Genomic DNA, 16191 nt, shown 5'->3' with positions numbered 1-16191 from the left:
AAAAATCTGGTAGCGGGGGCTGGATTTGAACCAACGACCTTCGGGTTATGAGCCCGACGAGCTACCAAGCTGCTCCACCCCGCGTCAATTTGATAAAGCGTATTATAGAGAATTTTTCGAAAAATGCAAGGGGATTTTGAAGCTTTTAACTGTTCGTTTTGTGACGACTGATAAAACTCGTTAAATTATAGCGGTAGATAAACCCAGGAAAAGCAAAAATCATGAACATAAATAGAGTCACAGTATAAAATTCCCAGCCCTGAGGATGAACATTGCCCATGGCTTTTAATTCAAGTAGATAAGCAAAAACCCCCATTAAAAAATAATAAATGAACCATTCGGTTAAGGTAAGCCAAATTGATTTGTTGCTGACCGGCACCAACAAAAACAGTTTATCCTTTACTATGAAGGGGATATTGGCCAATACAATGGCCGTAATCAGTAATATATTCACTGCGAGTTCAAGATTCATGGGATTTCCTAGTGTGTGATCGCTACCGCATTATAACAAAGGTCAATCAATGCTGAAGGGAATAAACCAAAGAGTAATAAAGCAATGGCTACTAAACTCACTGTCCAAGTACTCACTTTGTTCACCCCTTCTATAGGCGTACTGTCCTCAGGCACATCAAAATACATGACCTTCACCACTCGTAAATAGTAGAAGGCACTGATCACAGCGGTAATCACCGCCACAACAGCGAGCCATACAAAACCTGCTTTAACCACCTCTTCAATCACCAACAACTTAGCAAAGAAGCCGATGAAAGGGGGAACCCCAGCCATAGAGAACATAGCAAACAGCATCATTAATGCTAGCCAAGGATTCCGAGCATTTAGGCCTTTAAAGTCATCAATACGGTCAAATTCCCGCTGACCTTTTCCTAATACGATCATCATCCCAAAGCCCACTAAACCAGTGACCGCATAAACAATGACATAATACATCGCTGAGGCTAATCCATCATCGGTACCCGCGATAAAGCCCAGCAAAATAAAACCTACATGACCAATGCCTGAATAGGCCAACATACGCTTCAGATTATCTTGAACGATCGCCACAAATGAGCCGACAATCAATGACAGCACAGAAACAATGATCAAAAGCTGCTGCCAATCTTTTAAAAGACCTGGTGTGGCTTCTACCATCAAACGATACACCATGGCGAAAGCAGCAATCTTAGGAATGGTTCCTAACAACAAAGTCACTGCGGTGGGAGCGCCTTGATAAACATCGGGCACCCACATGTGGAACGGCGCCCCACCCATTTTAAAAATCAACCCAATGACAACAAAAACCAGACCGAAAGCCAAAACCGTTTGGTCAGCTTCACCGCTAGCCACCACTTGCGCAATCTGATTAAAGTTAATGTGGCCTGTTGCGCCATAAATCATTGAAAATCCATAAAGTAACATACCCGTTGCTAAAGCACCCAACACAAAGTATTTAGAGGCTGCTTCCACTGCCACACCTGAGTTACGGTGCAAAGCAATGATTGCATATAGACTGAGTGACATAATCTCCAATCCTAAATAAAGGGTAATGAGATTATAAGCTGAGATCATCACAAACATCCCTAAGATGGCGAACAGTCCGAGCACATAAAACTCACCGCTGCCGTATTTTTTCTCAGCCATCGAGGTTTTAGCGAAAAGGAAAACACCCAGCGCGATCAAGATGACAAAGATCTTAAGGACATCTGCTACGGCATCACGGACAAAGCTGCCATCAAAGGTCACGATCTGGTGAGTCGTAAAGCTGTCGACAATCAACCATCCCACAATCAATAAAGAAAGTTGAGTCGCAAAATAGGTCGCATTCTCACAACGTTGGCGCCACACTGTATCCCCAATCAATATCATTGAGGTTAGAATCAATAGCACAATTTCAGGAATTGCAGGGACTAAATTTGGCATCACAAAATTCATATTATCGACTCACCTATTTTTATAATTTTGATGTGGTTGCTTGGATGATTAAATGACCAATGGATTGGTTCATCACCTCGATCAAGGGGGCTGGGTAAACCCCAAGCCCAACCACTGCAATCGCTAATGCGGTCATAATGGCAAACTCTCGCTTATTCAAATCACTCATTGCAGCCACATTCTCATTAGCAACAGGACCAAAAAAGACTCGTTTAACCATCCACAAGGTGTAGGCTGCGCCAATGACCAATGTCAAGGCCGCTAAGGTCCCATACCAAACATTGGCTTTAAAAGAAGCGATAATCACCATAAATTCCCCAACAAATCCTGAAGTTCCTGGCAAACCGACATTAGCCATCGCAAATAGCACCGCAAAGAAACCAAACCAAGGCATCACATTCACCACCCCACCATAAGCTTTGATTTCACGGGTATGCAATCGGTCATACAGCACACCAATCGCTAGGAACATCGCACCGGAAATAAAACCATGGGAAATCATTTGCACCATAGCCCCTTGCATACCGATTATTGAGCCTTGGGTATCACCTGTATGCGCATAAATGCTATAAACCAAGAACATTCCAAGAGTCACAAAGCCCATATGAGAAATAGAAGAATAAGCCACCAATTTCTTCATATCAGATTGGACTAGAGCAACAAAACCGATATAGACAATGGCAATCAAAGACAAGGTAATCACCAACCAATCCAGTGCCATCGAAGCATCCGGTGTAATTGGCAAACTAAAACGCACAAACCCATAGCCCCCCATCTTCAACATAATGGCCGCCAGCACCACTGAACCTGCCGTAGGCGCTTCCACGTGCGCATCTGGCAACCATGTGTGGACAGGAAACATCGGGATTTTCACCGCAAATGCAATTAAGAAGGCTAGGAAAATCAGAATTTGTGCGGTCATCCCAAGATGCATAGACTGAAAATCTAAAATAGAGAAGCTCCCACCTTTGTAATACATATAGATAAAAGCCACCAACATAAAAACGGAACCGAAGAAGGTATAAAGGAAGAACTTTAAGGTCGCATAAACACGACGAGGCCCCCCCCACTTACCAATCACAATAAACATTGGAATCAAAAGGGCTTCCCAAAACACATAGAAGAGTGCCGCATCAAGCGCAACAAACACCCCTATCATCATCCCTTCCATAATTAAGAAGGCCCCCATATACTGCTCGACACGCTCTTTAATCACGTCCCATGCTGAAGCAACAACCAATACTTGGGTAAAAGTGGTCAATAAAACTAATGGCATCGATAGACCATCTACCCCCAAGTGATAATGAATATTAAAGGCCGGTATCCAATCCACTTTTTCCACAAATTGCATTTGTGCTGTGGTGATATCAAAATCTGTCCATAAAGGGAGGGATAAAATAAAAGTCAGCACCACCACTGCTAAAGAAAACCATTTGGCCAATGCCGGACGATCGCGACCGATAAATAAGACCAGCAGACCTCCGATAATGGGTAACCAAACTAAGGTGCTTAAAATTGGAAAACCAAACATATCTAAATTTATCCTTTATTATTCTTTTTCAATTACCACAAAACCCAGATCAACATTCCCAATAAGCCAAAGATCATTACAAAGGCATAATGGTAAATGTACCCTGTCTGCATGGTCCGTAAGCTACGAGCGGCATGATAAACGCTCATAAAGGTGTTGGTGACCAATCCAGTATCAATCAATTTCATATCAATCTTCTGCCAGAAGAATTGACCTAACTTAATTGCCCCTCGAACAAATACGATTTCATTAAATTTATCAAAGCCGTAGCCATTTTCCAAAATCTTGTAACCACGAGGACAAGCCGCTTGGATTTTAGCGGGTATTTCTGGATTTTTGATATATAAATACCAAGCCACAAAAACACCCGATAGGGCTAAGAAAACCGGCAAGGTGATAAAGCCATGTAACGCCATTCCAAGCGCGCCACCTTCTGCAAAATGGTGCAGATAAATTTCATGTAAAACATTGTGCTGCTCAAACACGCGAATGGCATCTGCAAAATATTCACCTGAAATAATAGGTCCCGCTAAAGGAATACCTATCAATAGAGCTGGAATACTGAGCATAATCAAAGGTAAGGTGATCACCCAAGGCGACTCTTTAATGTGATGATTCTTCACATAGTCACTCTCTTCTCCATGGAAAACAATAAAGAACATACGGAAAGTGTAAAAGGCGGTCACAAACACACCCGCTAACAATAAAAGATAGGCAAAACCTGACCCCCAAATATTCGTTTCATGGACAGCTAACAGAATTGAATCTTTGGAATAAAAACCTGAAAATCCAGGGAAACCGATGAGTGCCAAAGAACCGATCAGCATCGCCATATAAGTAATTGGCATATACTTCTTCAATCCACCCATTTTTCGAATATCTTGATTATGGTGGAGCGCCACAATGACAGAACCTGCAGCCAAGAACAACAGAGCTTTAAAGAAAGCATGCGTCAACACATGGAACATCCCAGCGGCATAGGCCGATGCCCCTAAAGCGGCCGTCATATAGCCTAACTGTGAAAGCGTCGAGTAGGCAACGACACGTTTAATGTCATTCTGGATAATCCCTAGAAGTCCCATTAAAAAGGCCGTCAATGCGCCAATAATCAGAATAACGCTTAATGCCACTTCAGAGAGTTCATAAGCAGGTGAAAGGCGTGCAACCATGAAGATCCCTGCAGTCACCATAGTAGCGGCGTGAATCAATGCAGAAATGGGCGTTGGACCTTCCATTGACTCCGGCAACCAAACATGCAAAGGAATTTGTGCCGATTTACCCATCGCCCCCACAAAAAGAAGCAACACCATCACTGTAATCATGGACCACTCTGTCCCCGGTAAGAAACTAATGGTTTCATTGGCATGATCGGGTAGCTTGGCAAAAAACTCTTGATAGTCCATGGTCCCAAAGTACATAAAGACGACAGCTATCCCTAGAATAAAACCAAAATCCCCCACACGGTTTACTAAAAAAGCTTTTAAGTTTGCTTGGATCGCGGATTCCCGTTTCATATAGAAACCGATCAAAAGATAGGAGACCAAACCAACCGCTTCCCAACCAAAGAAAAGTTGCAAGAAGTTATTGGCCATCACTAATGACAACATGGAGAAGGTAAACAGAGAAATGTAACTAAAGAAGCGCTGATAATAGGGGTTTTCTTGATCATAATCTTCATCATGATCCATATACCCAATAGTGTAAATATGCACCATTAAAGAGACAAAGGTGACCACTAGCATCATCGTGGCTGACAGGCTATCAATCAAATAGCCCAATTCAAACTTCATCCCATCCGTTTCAAACCAAGTGTAAAGAGAAGCGTTATAAGGCGCATGACCGTCCAATACAAACAGCTTAAACACATAAGCAGCAAGCACCGTTGAAATCAAGACACCCGCAATGGTGACTGTGTGCGCTCCTTTGCGACCGATCTGCCGACCAAACAGGCCTGCAATCATTGAGCCTATGAGAGGAGAAACTAAAAGAACAGTTAAAATCGTATGTAACAAAGCTGTATTCTCCTATCCTTTAAGTGAGTTAAGATCGTCAACATTGATGCTTTTACGATTCCGGAACACCAGAACAATAATCGCCAAACCAATCGCAGCTTCAGCCGCTGCCACCGTTAAAATGAAAAAGACAAAGATTTGCCCAGTCACATCATTCAAATAGGTTGAAAAGGCCACCAAATTGGTATTGACTGCTAACAACAGCAACTCGATAGACATTAATAACACAATAATGTTTTTTCTATTGAGGAAAATGCCCGCCATACTAATGGTAAAGAGGACGGCCCCAAAGACCAGATAATCGGATAATGCAATCATTCTTCTTTCTCCTCTTTTAATTCTTTTTCCACAACTGGCGCCATTTTCACCATTTCCAAACGATCTTTGGCTTGCACCTTCACCTGTGCATCAATATCTTGATATTTCACCTCTTTCGGTGGACGACGGCGCAAGGTCAACGAAATGGCCGCCACTATCCCCACCAATAGCAAAACCGCTGCTAAGATAAAGGCATAAACATGAACAGTATAAAGGGGGACTGCAATCTGCTTAGTATTACTGGCATCCGCTGGCATCGATGCTGGGGCAGGGAAAGCCTGCAAACCAAAACGGTCAGGGCCTACAACCAGATACAACAAGATAAAAGTGGCCAAGGCGGTGAGTACACCAATAGGTAGATAACGTGTAAACCCTTCTTTCAATACCACTAAATTGATATCCAGCATCATCACCACAAATAGGAACAGCACCATCACCGCCCCCACATAGACCAAAATCAAAACTAAGCCTAAAAATTCAGCCTGTGCCAAAATCCACAGTCCTGCGGTTGAAATAAAGGCCAAAACCAACCATAAAGCCGCTTTAACAGGGTTTTTGACTGAGATCATCATCAAACCAGAAATCGTAGCGATGAAACCTAAAAGATAAAAAATAAACAGTTCAAAAGTCATTTCAGTTCACTCGCTTGTTATTAACGGTATTTGGCATCAGCAGCTCTATCTTGCGCAATCTGGGCTTCATGCTTGTCCCCAAATGCCAATAATTTCTCTTTGGTCATAATGTGAGGCCCCCGCTCTTGAAACTCATATTCAAAAATACGCGTCTCCACAATGGCATCCACCGGACACGCCTCTTCACAAAAGCCACAATAGATGCACTTAAACATATCAATATCATATTGCGTTGTACGACGCGTGCCATCTTCTCGCTCTTCTGATTCAATGGTAATGGCATTAGCCGGACAGACCGCTTCGCATAATTTGCAAGCAATGCACCGCTCTTCCCCATTTTCATAGCGACGCAATGCATGGTGCCCACGAAAACGAGGGGACAAAGGGGTCTTCTCTTCAGGATAACGCACGGTAATCTTAGGTTTAAATAGATAGCGTCCGGTGACCGCAAGCCCTCGAAATAGCTCCGTTAGTCCAAAGGTTTTAATTTGATGTTTAATAAATTGAATCATAAGGAACCTCTTTAACTAAACCAGGGGCCGAGTTTAATGTATTGCATAAAGCCAACCACAAAAACCCAAACAATTGTCAGTGGAATAAGTACCTTCCAACCTAAGCGCATAATTTGATCATAACGATAACGCGGGAAAGTCGCTCGAAACCATAAGAATAAGAAAAGCAGAATCGCTACTTTCAATGAAATCCACACAATACCAGGCACCCAAGCAAAAAGGGCTTCTAATCCTGGAATCCCTTCAAATGGAGAAAGCCAACCACCCATAAACATAATGGCGGTCATAAATGAGATCAAAATCATCATGGCATATTCAGCCAAGAAAAAGACAGCAAACGCCATGCCTGAGTACTCAACATGGAACCCTGCTACGATTTCAGATTCCCCTTCCGCCACATCAAAAGGTGCACGGTTGGTCTCAGCAACACCGGAAATAAAATAGACAAAGAACATGGGCAATAAAGGTATCCAATACCAGTGCCAAATGCCGCCTTGTTGGCCTTCAACAATCTGGGTTAAATTCATGCTGCCAGCAACCATAAGAACTGTCACTAACGCAAAGCCCATGGCGATCTCATAAGAGATCTTTTGTGCGGAAGCGCGCAAAGCGCCTAAAAAGGCATATTTAGAGTTTGACGCCCAACCCGAAACAATCACCCCATAAACAGCAATAGAAGAGACCGCGAGTACATACAGTACGCCCGCATCAATATCAGCGACCACCATCCCTTGATCAAATGGAATCACGGCCCATGCTGCCACTGCGGGTGCAATCGCCAATACGGGTGCGATCACAAAAAGGTAAATATTAGACTGTGCGGGCAACACAATCTCTTTCATAATCAGCTTCAAGGCATCGGCAATGGGTTGTAACCAACCTCCTGGCCCAACTCGGTTTGGCCCCATCCGCACCTGCATATAACCAATCACTTTCCGCTCCGCATAGGTCAACCAAGCCACCGCTAACATCACTGGCAGAATCACCACAATCGCCTGCAGGAGTAAAGTGATTAAAATGGCCAACCAGTCATAGAGAAACGAAGACAGCCAATTTTGTAACGCATTAAACATCTATGCTCTCCTTATACCGGTTTAACCGTTGCACAACCACTATGCAAGCCAGCTGTTGAAATCAAACCTTTATCAATCAGAACCACCTGTTCAGGAACCCCTTCATCGATACGCGCTGCTAAGGTCACTTCCATACCATCCTGGAACACCATCACCTCATCAGAGTCGAGTGCATGAACCCCCGCCTCAACTTTAGGCGCATCATGGGCAGCCTGCAAAGAGGGTGAGCGACGGACAATCGGATCACTGCCATAAAGTGGAAGTATCGGTACACAATAGGTTTCACAATCCGTATTGTGCAACTCAAATGCCAACTGACTGAAATCTAAAGAGCGTTTAATGTCAATCTCCGGAATATCGGCTAACACCTCATTGCTATGCGTATAGTCAAAGCCTTCAATTTCACACAGGTTCCCGAGAACACGCAATACTTTCCAACCCGCTTTGGCTTCACCCGGTGGTTCAACAGCCATTTTAAATGACTGCTTTTCACCCATTGCATTGACAAACGTCCCCGCCGTTTCCGCCCAAGCAGCGATCGGCAACATGACATCTGCATATTGTTTTTGTTGATCACTGGCAAAGAGCGTAAAGTTGATGACAAAGTCAGCCGCTTGCATGGCTTCTAAGGCCTTCAATCCTTCTTGACAATCCAATTCAGGCTCAACACCATAATTCACATAGGCTTTCATCGGTACTGAAATCATACCTTCAACCGAAACCCCACCAAATTCAGGCGTTGCATTGACCCAATTCACCCCGACTTCATTTGCAGCCATTGGCAATATATCCAGTTGAATACCGGTTAATTGACTCAAATGCATGGCCAACTTCACAAACTGTGAATAGTTGCTATCCATCTGTGCAATTTGACCTATCCATAAGACACTGTTTTCTGCCTCTGCAGACTTAAGCGCTTTTGCTAAATTTTCCGCAGCTAAAGAAACTGTGACAAATTCAAGGTCTTCAGGGACTGCTTGCCCATCTTCTGACAGTAGATAAACAACGGCACCCGCTAGAGTATTCAATAAAGTAATGGGATCTGCATTCAATGAAGCATCGACACGAAAATTAAAATCAAAATCTGCTGGATTGAGCGTCATCACTTTTGCTCCAGCCAATTGCGCTTTACGCACACGAAGGTTCAAAATGGGCAACTCTTTTCGCAGATAACTGCCGATTAAAACAATTGTTTTCAGTTGTTCAACCTCTTCCAATGAACGGCTTAAACCGGTTTCCACCAATCCAACATTGTCTAAACGGAAATCCATCTGTTTCAATCGGGTATCAATATTATGCACACCCAATCCACGCATTAGTTTCTGGAGTAAATAGAGCTCCTCGACCGTACTGTTGGCAGAAGCCAAAACGCCCACCTGTTTAGGGTTTTCTGCATACTGTTTCAATTTTTCAGCGGTAAAATCGAGCGCTGTTTGCCAATCGACGACTTGCCATTTCCCATTCACCTTAATCATAGGCTGTGTCAAACGCTCTTCAGAGTTTAAGGCTTCATAAGCAAAACGGTCACGGTCAGACAACCACACTTCATTAATGGCTTCGTTTTCATTAGGCACCACCCGCTTAACGGTTTGCCCTTTTGCGTGAATCAAAATATTTGAACCTAAGCTGTCATGCGGCGCAATGGATGGATGAGCGGTCAGCTCCCAAGGACGCGCAGAATATCGGAAGGGTTTAGAAGTTAACGCTCCAACTGGACAGAGGTCAATCATATTTCCGGAAAGTTCGGAAGAGACGGATTTGGCGACATAGGTACCAATCTGCATCCATTCACTCCGTCCTGTCGCACCAAGCTCCATCATGCCGGCCACCTCTTGACCGAAACGCACGCAGCGCGTGCAGTGAATGCAACGCGTCATGTCAGTTTGAATCAGCGGACCAATATCTTTATCGGCAACAACCCGTTTGCTTTCTGAGTACTTTGAGACATCGTCACCATACTCTAAAGCCACATCCTGTAGCTCACACTCACCCCCCTGGTCACAAATCGGGCAGTCAAGTGGATGGTTGATCAACAAAAACTCCATCACACTCTTTTGAGCATCTCTGGCCTTTTTAGATTTGGTATAAACTTTCATTCCATCTGTGACAGGTGTCGAACAAGCGGGTAGCGGTTTGGGCGCCCCTTCCACTTCGACCAAGCACATCCGGCAGTTTGCAGCAATCGAGAGTTTTTTATGGTAGCAAAAACGGGGGATCGGAATCGCAGCGCTATCTGCAACATCGATCAACATATCGCCCTCATGGGCTTCTACGACTTGTCCGTTGATTTCGATTTTAATCATAATTCATTAACCTAAATTTGACTGATAGGGGATCACCCCTTATCTACCTTATTGACGATCGTAAATACTGCATCCATGATCTATATAATGACGGAACTCATGTTCATAGTGTTCTAGGAAACTGGCAACAGGAATCGCAGCCGCATCCCCTAACCCACAAATCACGCGACCCATAATTTTGCCTGAAACATCTTTTAATAGCTCTATATCTTCAGGTTTTCCTTTACCTTGTACAATACGGTGCACGACACGATACATCCAGCCTGTTCCCTCACGGCAAGGCGTACATTGTCCACAAGACTCTTCATGATAGAACCAAGTCAACCGCTCTAGTGCTTTGACCATATCGGTTTGATCATCCATAATAATCACCGAGCCTGCCCCGAGGAATGAACCCACTTTCGCAATGGAGTCATAATCCATATTCATTGCCATCGCCTTCTCTGCCGGTAATACCGCCGTAGAAGAGCCGCCGGGAATCACCGCCTTCAATTGTCGGCCTTTCCAAACGCCTCCGGCAAGTGCTAATAGGTCTTTAAATGGCGTTCCCATCCGCACTTCAAAATTTCCAGGCTTTTCTACATGCCCAGAGACTGAGTAACATTTTGTTCCGCCAGCATTCTGTACGCCCAAATCAGCAAACCACTGCCCACCTTTGGCAACAATCATCGGAATAGAGGCCAAAGTTTCTGTATTGTTAATGGTCGTCGGTCTTCCATAAAGTCCGTAACTGGCAGGGAAAGGGGGTTTAAAACGCGGCTGCCCTTTTTTCCCTTCGATGGATTCAATCAGCGCCGTTTCTTCACCACAGATATAAGCCCCTGCACCCAGATGAACATAGAGGTCAAAGTCATAGCCTGAGCCCAAAATATTTTTTCCTAATAAACCGGCTTCTCTGGCTTGCTGAATCGCATTATTAAAACGTTCATAAGGCTCCCAGAACTCGCCACGAATGTAGTTATAGCCGGAGTTAGCACCAATAACATAGCCCGCAATCATCATCCCTTCGACCAGTTGGTGCGGGTTATATCGCAAAATATCTCGGTCTTTAAAGGTCCCTGGTTCCCCTTCGTCGGAGTTACATAGAATATATTTAGGACCAGGGGCGTTACGGTTCATAAAGCTCCACTTCAAACCTGTCGGGAAACCAGCCCCCCCTCGGCCACGAATATTTGAGGTTTTGACCTCTTCAATAATCTCTTGCGGCGTAATTTCTCCAGCCAACACCTTTTTCCAAACTTCATAACCACCATTGGCGATATAGGTGTCAATATCCCAAGAATTCTCGAGGTGGTTTAAGCGGTAACAACATTCATTTAAAGGCACCATCTGTTTTACTCCAGTCCGCTTAAAAATTCGTCAACCTTATCCGCTGTGATATTTTCATGGTATTGCTTACCTTCCATAATCACAGGGGCACCACCGCAAGCACCTAAGCACTCCACTTTTTTAATCGAGAACTTCCCATCTGGCGTGACTTCTCCAACGCTTATTCCCAATTTCTCTTCCAGCTTGCGTACCACTTCGTCTGCACCACGCAACATACAAGAAATATTTGTGCACACACAGATTTTATGCTCGCCGACTGGATGGTGTTCATACATAGAGTAGAAAGTCGCCACTTCATACACCGCGATAGGTGGCATGTCTAAATATTCTGCCACTTCATCCATTAATTCGGTTGTTAAATAACCGCCATTTGCTTCTTGGACAATACGCAAAGCGGGCATCACCGCAGACTGTTTCTGATCTGCTGGGTATTGAGAGATCCAACGATCAATGCGCGCTTTAATATCGCCGGTAATCATGGGCGTTTTCGAAGTTACTGTGCTCATCGGTCAATCTCTCCAAATACAATATCTTGCGTTCCAATAATGGCCACCACATCAGCAATCATATGCCCTTTCGCCATTTCATCCAGTGCTGCCAAATGTGCAAAACCTGGCGCTCTCACTTTTAGACGATAAGGTTTATTGGCACCATCTGATACCAGATAGATCCCAAACTCACCTTTTGGATGCTCAACCGCCGCATAAGCTTCCCCTTCAGGCACACAATAGCCTTCACTAAAGTGTTTAAAGTGGTGAATCAACGCTTCCATACTGCTTTTAGATTCCACTCGGCTCGGCGGTGCCACTTTATGGTTATCGGTCATCACAGGACCTGGGTTTTTCTTTAACCACTCTACACACTGTTTGATGATCTTATTAGACTCACGCATCTCGGCGACACGCACCAGATAACGGTCATAGGTATCCCCTGTTTTACCCACTGGGATATCAAAATCTAAACGATCATACACCTCATAAGGTTGTTTTTTGCGCAAGTCCCATGCAATCCCCGAACCGCGCAACATAGGACCCGTAAAGCCTAATTGTAAGGCTCTTTCAGGAGAGACAATCCCGATATCAACGGTCCGTTGCTTCCAGATACGATTATCGGTTAACAACGTTTCATATTCATCCACATAACCTGGAAAGCGTTCAGTAAAGGCTTCGATAAAATCAAGCAGAGACCCTTCTCGGGTTTCATTCAAACGCTTGAGATCTTCTCCCTTATGCCATTTAGATTCTTGGTATTTTGGCATACTATCGGGCAAATCCCGATAGACTCCACCAGGACGGTAGTAAGTTGCATGCATACGGGCCCCAGAAACGGCCTCGTAACAATCCATCAAATCTTCACGCTCACGGAAAGCATAAAGGAAAACAGTCATCGCACCAATATCTAGCGCATGCGCGCCTAACCACATCAAGTGGTTCAAAATACGCGTAATCTCATCAAACATCACTCGAATATACTGTGCACGCTCAGGTACCTCAATGCCCAACATTTTCTCAATTGCAAGCACATAGCCATGCTCATTCGCCATCATGGAGACATAATCTAAACGATCCATGTAGCCAATAGATTGATTATAAGGCTTGTATTCTGCTAGCTTTTCTGTACCGCGATGAAGTAAGCCAATATGAGGATCAGAGCGGACAATGGTTTCACCATCCAATTCCAAAACCAAACGAAGCACGCCGTGCGCTGAGGGATGTTGCGGACCAAAATTGAGGGTGTAATTGCGAATTTCAGACATAATCTTTTCCTAGTCGTTGGACACTTCAATGTCACGAATCACTCGAGGGACATTTACACGATTTTCGATGGTGACGGGCTCATACACACAACGCTCTTGCTCGACATCATAACGCATCTCAACATGGCCAGTCAGGGGGAAGTCTTTACGAAGCGGATGACCCACAAAGCCATAATCTGTCAAAATTCGACGTAAGTCTGGATGCCCTTCAAACAGAATACCAAATAAATCAAATGCCTCACGCTCAAACCAATTCGCACTGTTCCAGATGTCGACAACAGAAGCCACTTTAGGCATCGCAACATCCTGTGGATAGACTTTCACTCTGACTCTAAGATTTCTTTCGACAGAGAGTAAGTGATAAACCACGGCAAAACGGCGAGGCATGGTCAACTTTTCATCCTGCTCTTCTACCGCAAAATCAAACACCCCACGGCTAAAGCCCGTATTCGCGGCATTTTGCTTTTCCCAGTTCACTTCACCATAAGTTAAATAGTCAACGCCGCATATATCGATCAATTGATCAAACTTTGCGTCATCACGCAACTTTAAAAAAGCGTCATATGCCATGTTGGGCTCAAGTTCAACCGTTAACTCATTAAATTTGATCTCTGATGATCTTTGAGCACTGCCCAACAAACCCTCTAGCTCGTTTTTTAAATCCAATACTGATTGTTTCATGACCTCTCTCTCAATATAGGCTCTTAACGAGCAATGGTATTGGTGCGTTTAATTTTGTTTTGCAATTGAACGATGCCATAAAGCAACGCCTCAGCAGTAGGAGGACAGCCAGGTACATAGACATCAACCGGTACAATGCGATCACAGCCGCGCACCACTGAATAGGAATAGTGGTAATACCCACCCCCATTGGCACAAGATCCCATGGAAATCACCCAACGGGGCTCTGCCATCTGATCATAAACCTTACGCAAGGCCGGCGCCATTTTATTAACCAGTGTCCCTGCCACAATCATGACATCTGACTGCCGCGGACTGGGACGAAAAATAATGCCAAAACGGTCCAAATCATAGCGTGACGCCCCTGCATGCATCATCTCTACCGCACAGCAAGCCAACCCAAATGTCATTGGCCATAAAGAACCCGTTCTCGCCCAGTTAATCAGTTTATCTGCAGAAGTGGTGACAATCCCTTCTTTTAAAACGCCCTCTATTCCCATTCTAGCGCTCCTTTTCTCCACTCATAGATAAAGCCAACCACCAAAATTAATAGAAACACGCCCATTGCGACTAGGCCAAAGGTCCCTAATTCATCGAGCGCAATGGCCCACGGAAACAGAAAGGCAATTTCCAGATCAAAAATAATAAAGAGGATGGCGACCAAATAGAAACGCACATCAAATTTCATCCGTGCATCTTCAAAGGCTTCAAAACCACACTCATAGGGAGAGGTTTTTTCTGTATCCGGCTTAAAAGGCGCAAGGATAAACCCTATAAGAATGGGGCCAACGCCAAACAAGATCCCGAGCACAATAAAGACCACAATGGGCAGATAGTTTTCTAACATGAGAATCGCCTCAAGTTCATTAAAAAAACAGCCAAATAAATGGCTGCATACTCAATAATGGTGCCGATGGCCGGAGTCGAACCGGCACGGCTTACGCCACTACCCCCTCAAGATAGCGTGTCTACCAATTCCACCACATCGGCAAATTTTTCAAAATTCTATTTCGGTATTATCGGTGCGACAGGCACATTTTTTTCTTCTGCCGGCTGAGTTGCGACCTTTTCCGTCACACTCTGATACCCTTTCACCTGCTTAGCCCCTAAATAGGCTAAGGTGATACTGGTGATAAAAAACAGTGTCGCTACGACTGCTGTCACCCGCAGCAAAAAACCACCAGAACCACTGCTACCAAAAACCGACTGCGCACTGCCACCTCCAAAATTGGCACCCGCATCCGCTCCTTTTCCTTGCTGAAGGAGCACCAGCACGATCAAAATAAACGCAGTGATCAAGTGAATCGCCAACACAATAGAAAACATTTATACCTCTGCTGCTTTGCAAATTGCAATAAAATCATCCGCATTGAGAGACGCACCACCAATCAGGCCGCCATCAATATCGGGTTGTCCAAATAATTCTTTGGCATTGTCTGGTTTGACACTGCCGCCATATTGAATAATCACTTTCTCCGCAATCTGGGGATTTAGTTCCGCCAATCTGCCACGAATAAATGCATGTATCTCTTGGGCTTGTTCTGGAGAAGCGGTTTTTCCTGTTCCGATCGCCCACACTGGCTCATAGGCAATCACAATCTTCTCAAAGGCCTCAATCCCCACCTTATCTATCACAGCGTTCAACTGTGAACCAATCACCGCTTCTGCTTGACCCGACTCACGCTCTTCTAAGTGCTCACCTACACAAAGAATTGGCGTCAATCCCGCCTTCAACGCCACCGCTACCTTGTTCGCCACCAATTCATTGCTTTCGCCAAAAATATCTCGGCGCTCTGAATGGCCTAGAATAACATAGTCGCACGCTAAATCTTTCAGCATCGCACTGGAGATTTCGCCAGTGAACGCACCTTGGTCAGGCACTTCAGCCATATTTTGAGCCCCAATGGAGAGCGCTCCACCATTGACTGAGCTGACATAGTCAATATAAAGCGCAGGTGGACAAACAGCAACATCAACACCATTGACATCATCAATTTTTGCTTTTAAACCTGTCATCAATGTCAAAATACTGGCTTTATCACCATGCATTTTCCAGTTGCCTGCCACAAATGGCTTTCTTTTAACACTCATTTGCACTCTCCATACCAAAGTTCT

At 44.5% G+C, this 16191-nt stretch carries 17 protein-coding genes and 2 tRNA genes; all 19 read right to left on the bottom strand.

Annotated features, from left to right (window positions below; genetic code table 11):
* Nucleotides 1-7: 7 nt before the first annotated feature.
* Nucleotides 8-84, bottom strand: a tRNA-Met gene (locus tag ACYQ05_RS00255).
* Nucleotides 85-145: 61 nt separating this feature from the next.
* A complete protein-coding gene (locus ACYQ05_RS00250) occupies nucleotides 146-472 on the bottom strand; it encodes a DUF2818 family protein (protein ID WP_459817445.1) in 327 nt (108 codons plus the stop codon).
* 8 nt (nucleotides 473-480) lie between these two features.
* Complete coding sequence (gene nuoN, locus ACYQ05_RS00245; RefSeq protein WP_459817444.1) at nucleotides 481-1917, bottom strand: NADH-quinone oxidoreductase subunit NuoN; 1437 nt, start codon at nucleotides 1915-1917, stop codon at nucleotides 481-483.
* A gap of 31 nt (nucleotides 1918-1948) precedes the next feature.
* Nucleotides 1949-3460, bottom strand: a complete 1512-nt coding sequence (locus ACYQ05_RS00240) for an NADH-quinone oxidoreductase subunit M (RefSeq protein ID WP_459817443.1) — start codon at nucleotides 3458-3460, stop codon at nucleotides 1949-1951.
* A gap of 32 nt (nucleotides 3461-3492) precedes the next feature.
* Nucleotides 3493-5421: an NADH-quinone oxidoreductase subunit L gene (gene nuoL, locus ACYQ05_RS00235; protein WP_459819014.1), complete on the bottom strand. Its 1929-nt coding sequence runs from the start codon at nucleotides 5419-5421 to the stop codon at nucleotides 3493-3495.
* 63 nt (nucleotides 5422-5484) lie between these two features.
* Nucleotides 5485-5790: an NADH-quinone oxidoreductase subunit NuoK gene (nuoK, locus tag ACYQ05_RS00230; RefSeq protein ID WP_459817442.1), complete on the bottom strand. Its 306-nt coding sequence runs from the start codon at nucleotides 5788-5790 to the stop codon at nucleotides 5485-5487.
* The gene (locus tag ACYQ05_RS00225; RefSeq protein WP_459817441.1) at nucleotides 5787-6422 is read right to left on the bottom strand and encodes an NADH-quinone oxidoreductase subunit J; all 636 of its coding nucleotides are present in this window, start codon (nucleotides 6420-6422) and stop codon (nucleotides 5787-5789) included. Before ACYQ05_RS00225 ends, nuoK begins: the two co-directional genes overlap by 4 nt.
* Before the next feature lie 20 nt (nucleotides 6423-6442).
* On the bottom strand, nucleotides 6443-6934 hold the full coding sequence (gene nuoI, locus ACYQ05_RS00220; protein ID WP_459817440.1) for an NADH-quinone oxidoreductase subunit NuoI: 492 nt from the start codon (nucleotides 6932-6934) through the stop codon (nucleotides 6443-6445).
* Nucleotides 6935-6945: 11 nt separating this feature from the next.
* The gene (nuoH, locus tag ACYQ05_RS00215; RefSeq protein WP_459817439.1) at nucleotides 6946-8007 is read right to left on the bottom strand and encodes an NADH-quinone oxidoreductase subunit NuoH; all 1062 of its coding nucleotides are present in this window, start codon (nucleotides 8005-8007) and stop codon (nucleotides 6946-6948) included.
* An 11-nt stretch (nucleotides 8008-8018) separates the two neighbouring features.
* Complete coding sequence (gene nuoG / locus ACYQ05_RS00210; protein WP_459817438.1) at nucleotides 8019-10310, bottom strand: NADH-quinone oxidoreductase subunit NuoG; 2292 nt, start codon at nucleotides 10308-10310, stop codon at nucleotides 8019-8021.
* A gap of 48 nt (nucleotides 10311-10358) precedes the next feature.
* Nucleotides 10359-11639 carry an NADH-quinone oxidoreductase subunit NuoF gene (gene nuoF, locus ACYQ05_RS00205; protein WP_459817437.1) on the bottom strand — a complete coding sequence of 427 codons (1281 nt, stop codon included), beginning with the start codon at nucleotides 11637-11639 and terminating at the stop codon, nucleotides 10359-10361.
* Nucleotides 11640-11644: 5 nt separating this feature from the next.
* Entirely contained in the window at nucleotides 11645-12145 is a 501-nt protein-coding gene (locus ACYQ05_RS00200) for an NADH-quinone oxidoreductase subunit NuoE family protein (protein ID WP_459817436.1), read from the bottom strand.
* Nucleotides 12142-13395: an NADH-quinone oxidoreductase subunit D gene (locus ACYQ05_RS00195; protein WP_459817435.1), complete on the bottom strand. Its 1254-nt coding sequence runs from the start codon at nucleotides 13393-13395 to the stop codon at nucleotides 12142-12144. The genes ACYQ05_RS00200 and ACYQ05_RS00195 overlap by 4 nt, the downstream gene beginning before the upstream one ends.
* Before the next feature lie 9 nt (nucleotides 13396-13404).
* The gene (locus ACYQ05_RS00190) at nucleotides 13405-14076 is read right to left on the bottom strand and encodes an NADH-quinone oxidoreductase subunit C (RefSeq protein ID WP_459817434.1); all 672 of its coding nucleotides are present in this window, start codon (nucleotides 14074-14076) and stop codon (nucleotides 13405-13407) included.
* A gap of 23 nt (nucleotides 14077-14099) precedes the next feature.
* Nucleotides 14100-14576, bottom strand: a complete 477-nt coding sequence (locus ACYQ05_RS00185; RefSeq protein ID WP_459817433.1) for a NuoB/complex I 20 kDa subunit family protein — start codon at nucleotides 14574-14576, stop codon at nucleotides 14100-14102.
* Nucleotides 14567-14923 (bottom strand): NADH-quinone oxidoreductase subunit A, encoded by a 357-nt coding sequence (locus ACYQ05_RS00180; RefSeq protein WP_459817432.1) that lies wholly within the window; start codon nucleotides 14921-14923, stop codon nucleotides 14567-14569. Before ACYQ05_RS00180 ends, ACYQ05_RS00185 begins: the two co-directional genes overlap by 10 nt.
* 58 nt (nucleotides 14924-14981) lie before the next feature.
* A tRNA-Leu gene (locus ACYQ05_RS00175) sits at nucleotides 14982-15066 on the bottom strand.
* Nucleotides 15067-15081: 15 nt separating this feature from the next.
* Nucleotides 15082-15402, bottom strand: coding sequence for a preprotein translocase subunit SecG (gene secG, locus ACYQ05_RS00170; protein WP_459817431.1), 321 nt, complete (start codon nucleotides 15400-15402; stop codon nucleotides 15082-15084).
* Nucleotides 15403-16167, bottom strand: coding sequence for a triose-phosphate isomerase (gene tpiA / locus ACYQ05_RS00165; RefSeq protein ID WP_459817430.1), 765 nt, complete (start codon nucleotides 16165-16167; stop codon nucleotides 15403-15405).
* Between the last annotated feature and the right edge of the window lie 24 nt (nucleotides 16168-16191).

The organism is Galenea microaerophila, from assembly GCF_054657255.1.
The sequence above is the reverse complement of the archived record's forward strand: the minus strand, read 5'-3'. Positions and strand labels throughout refer to the sequence as shown.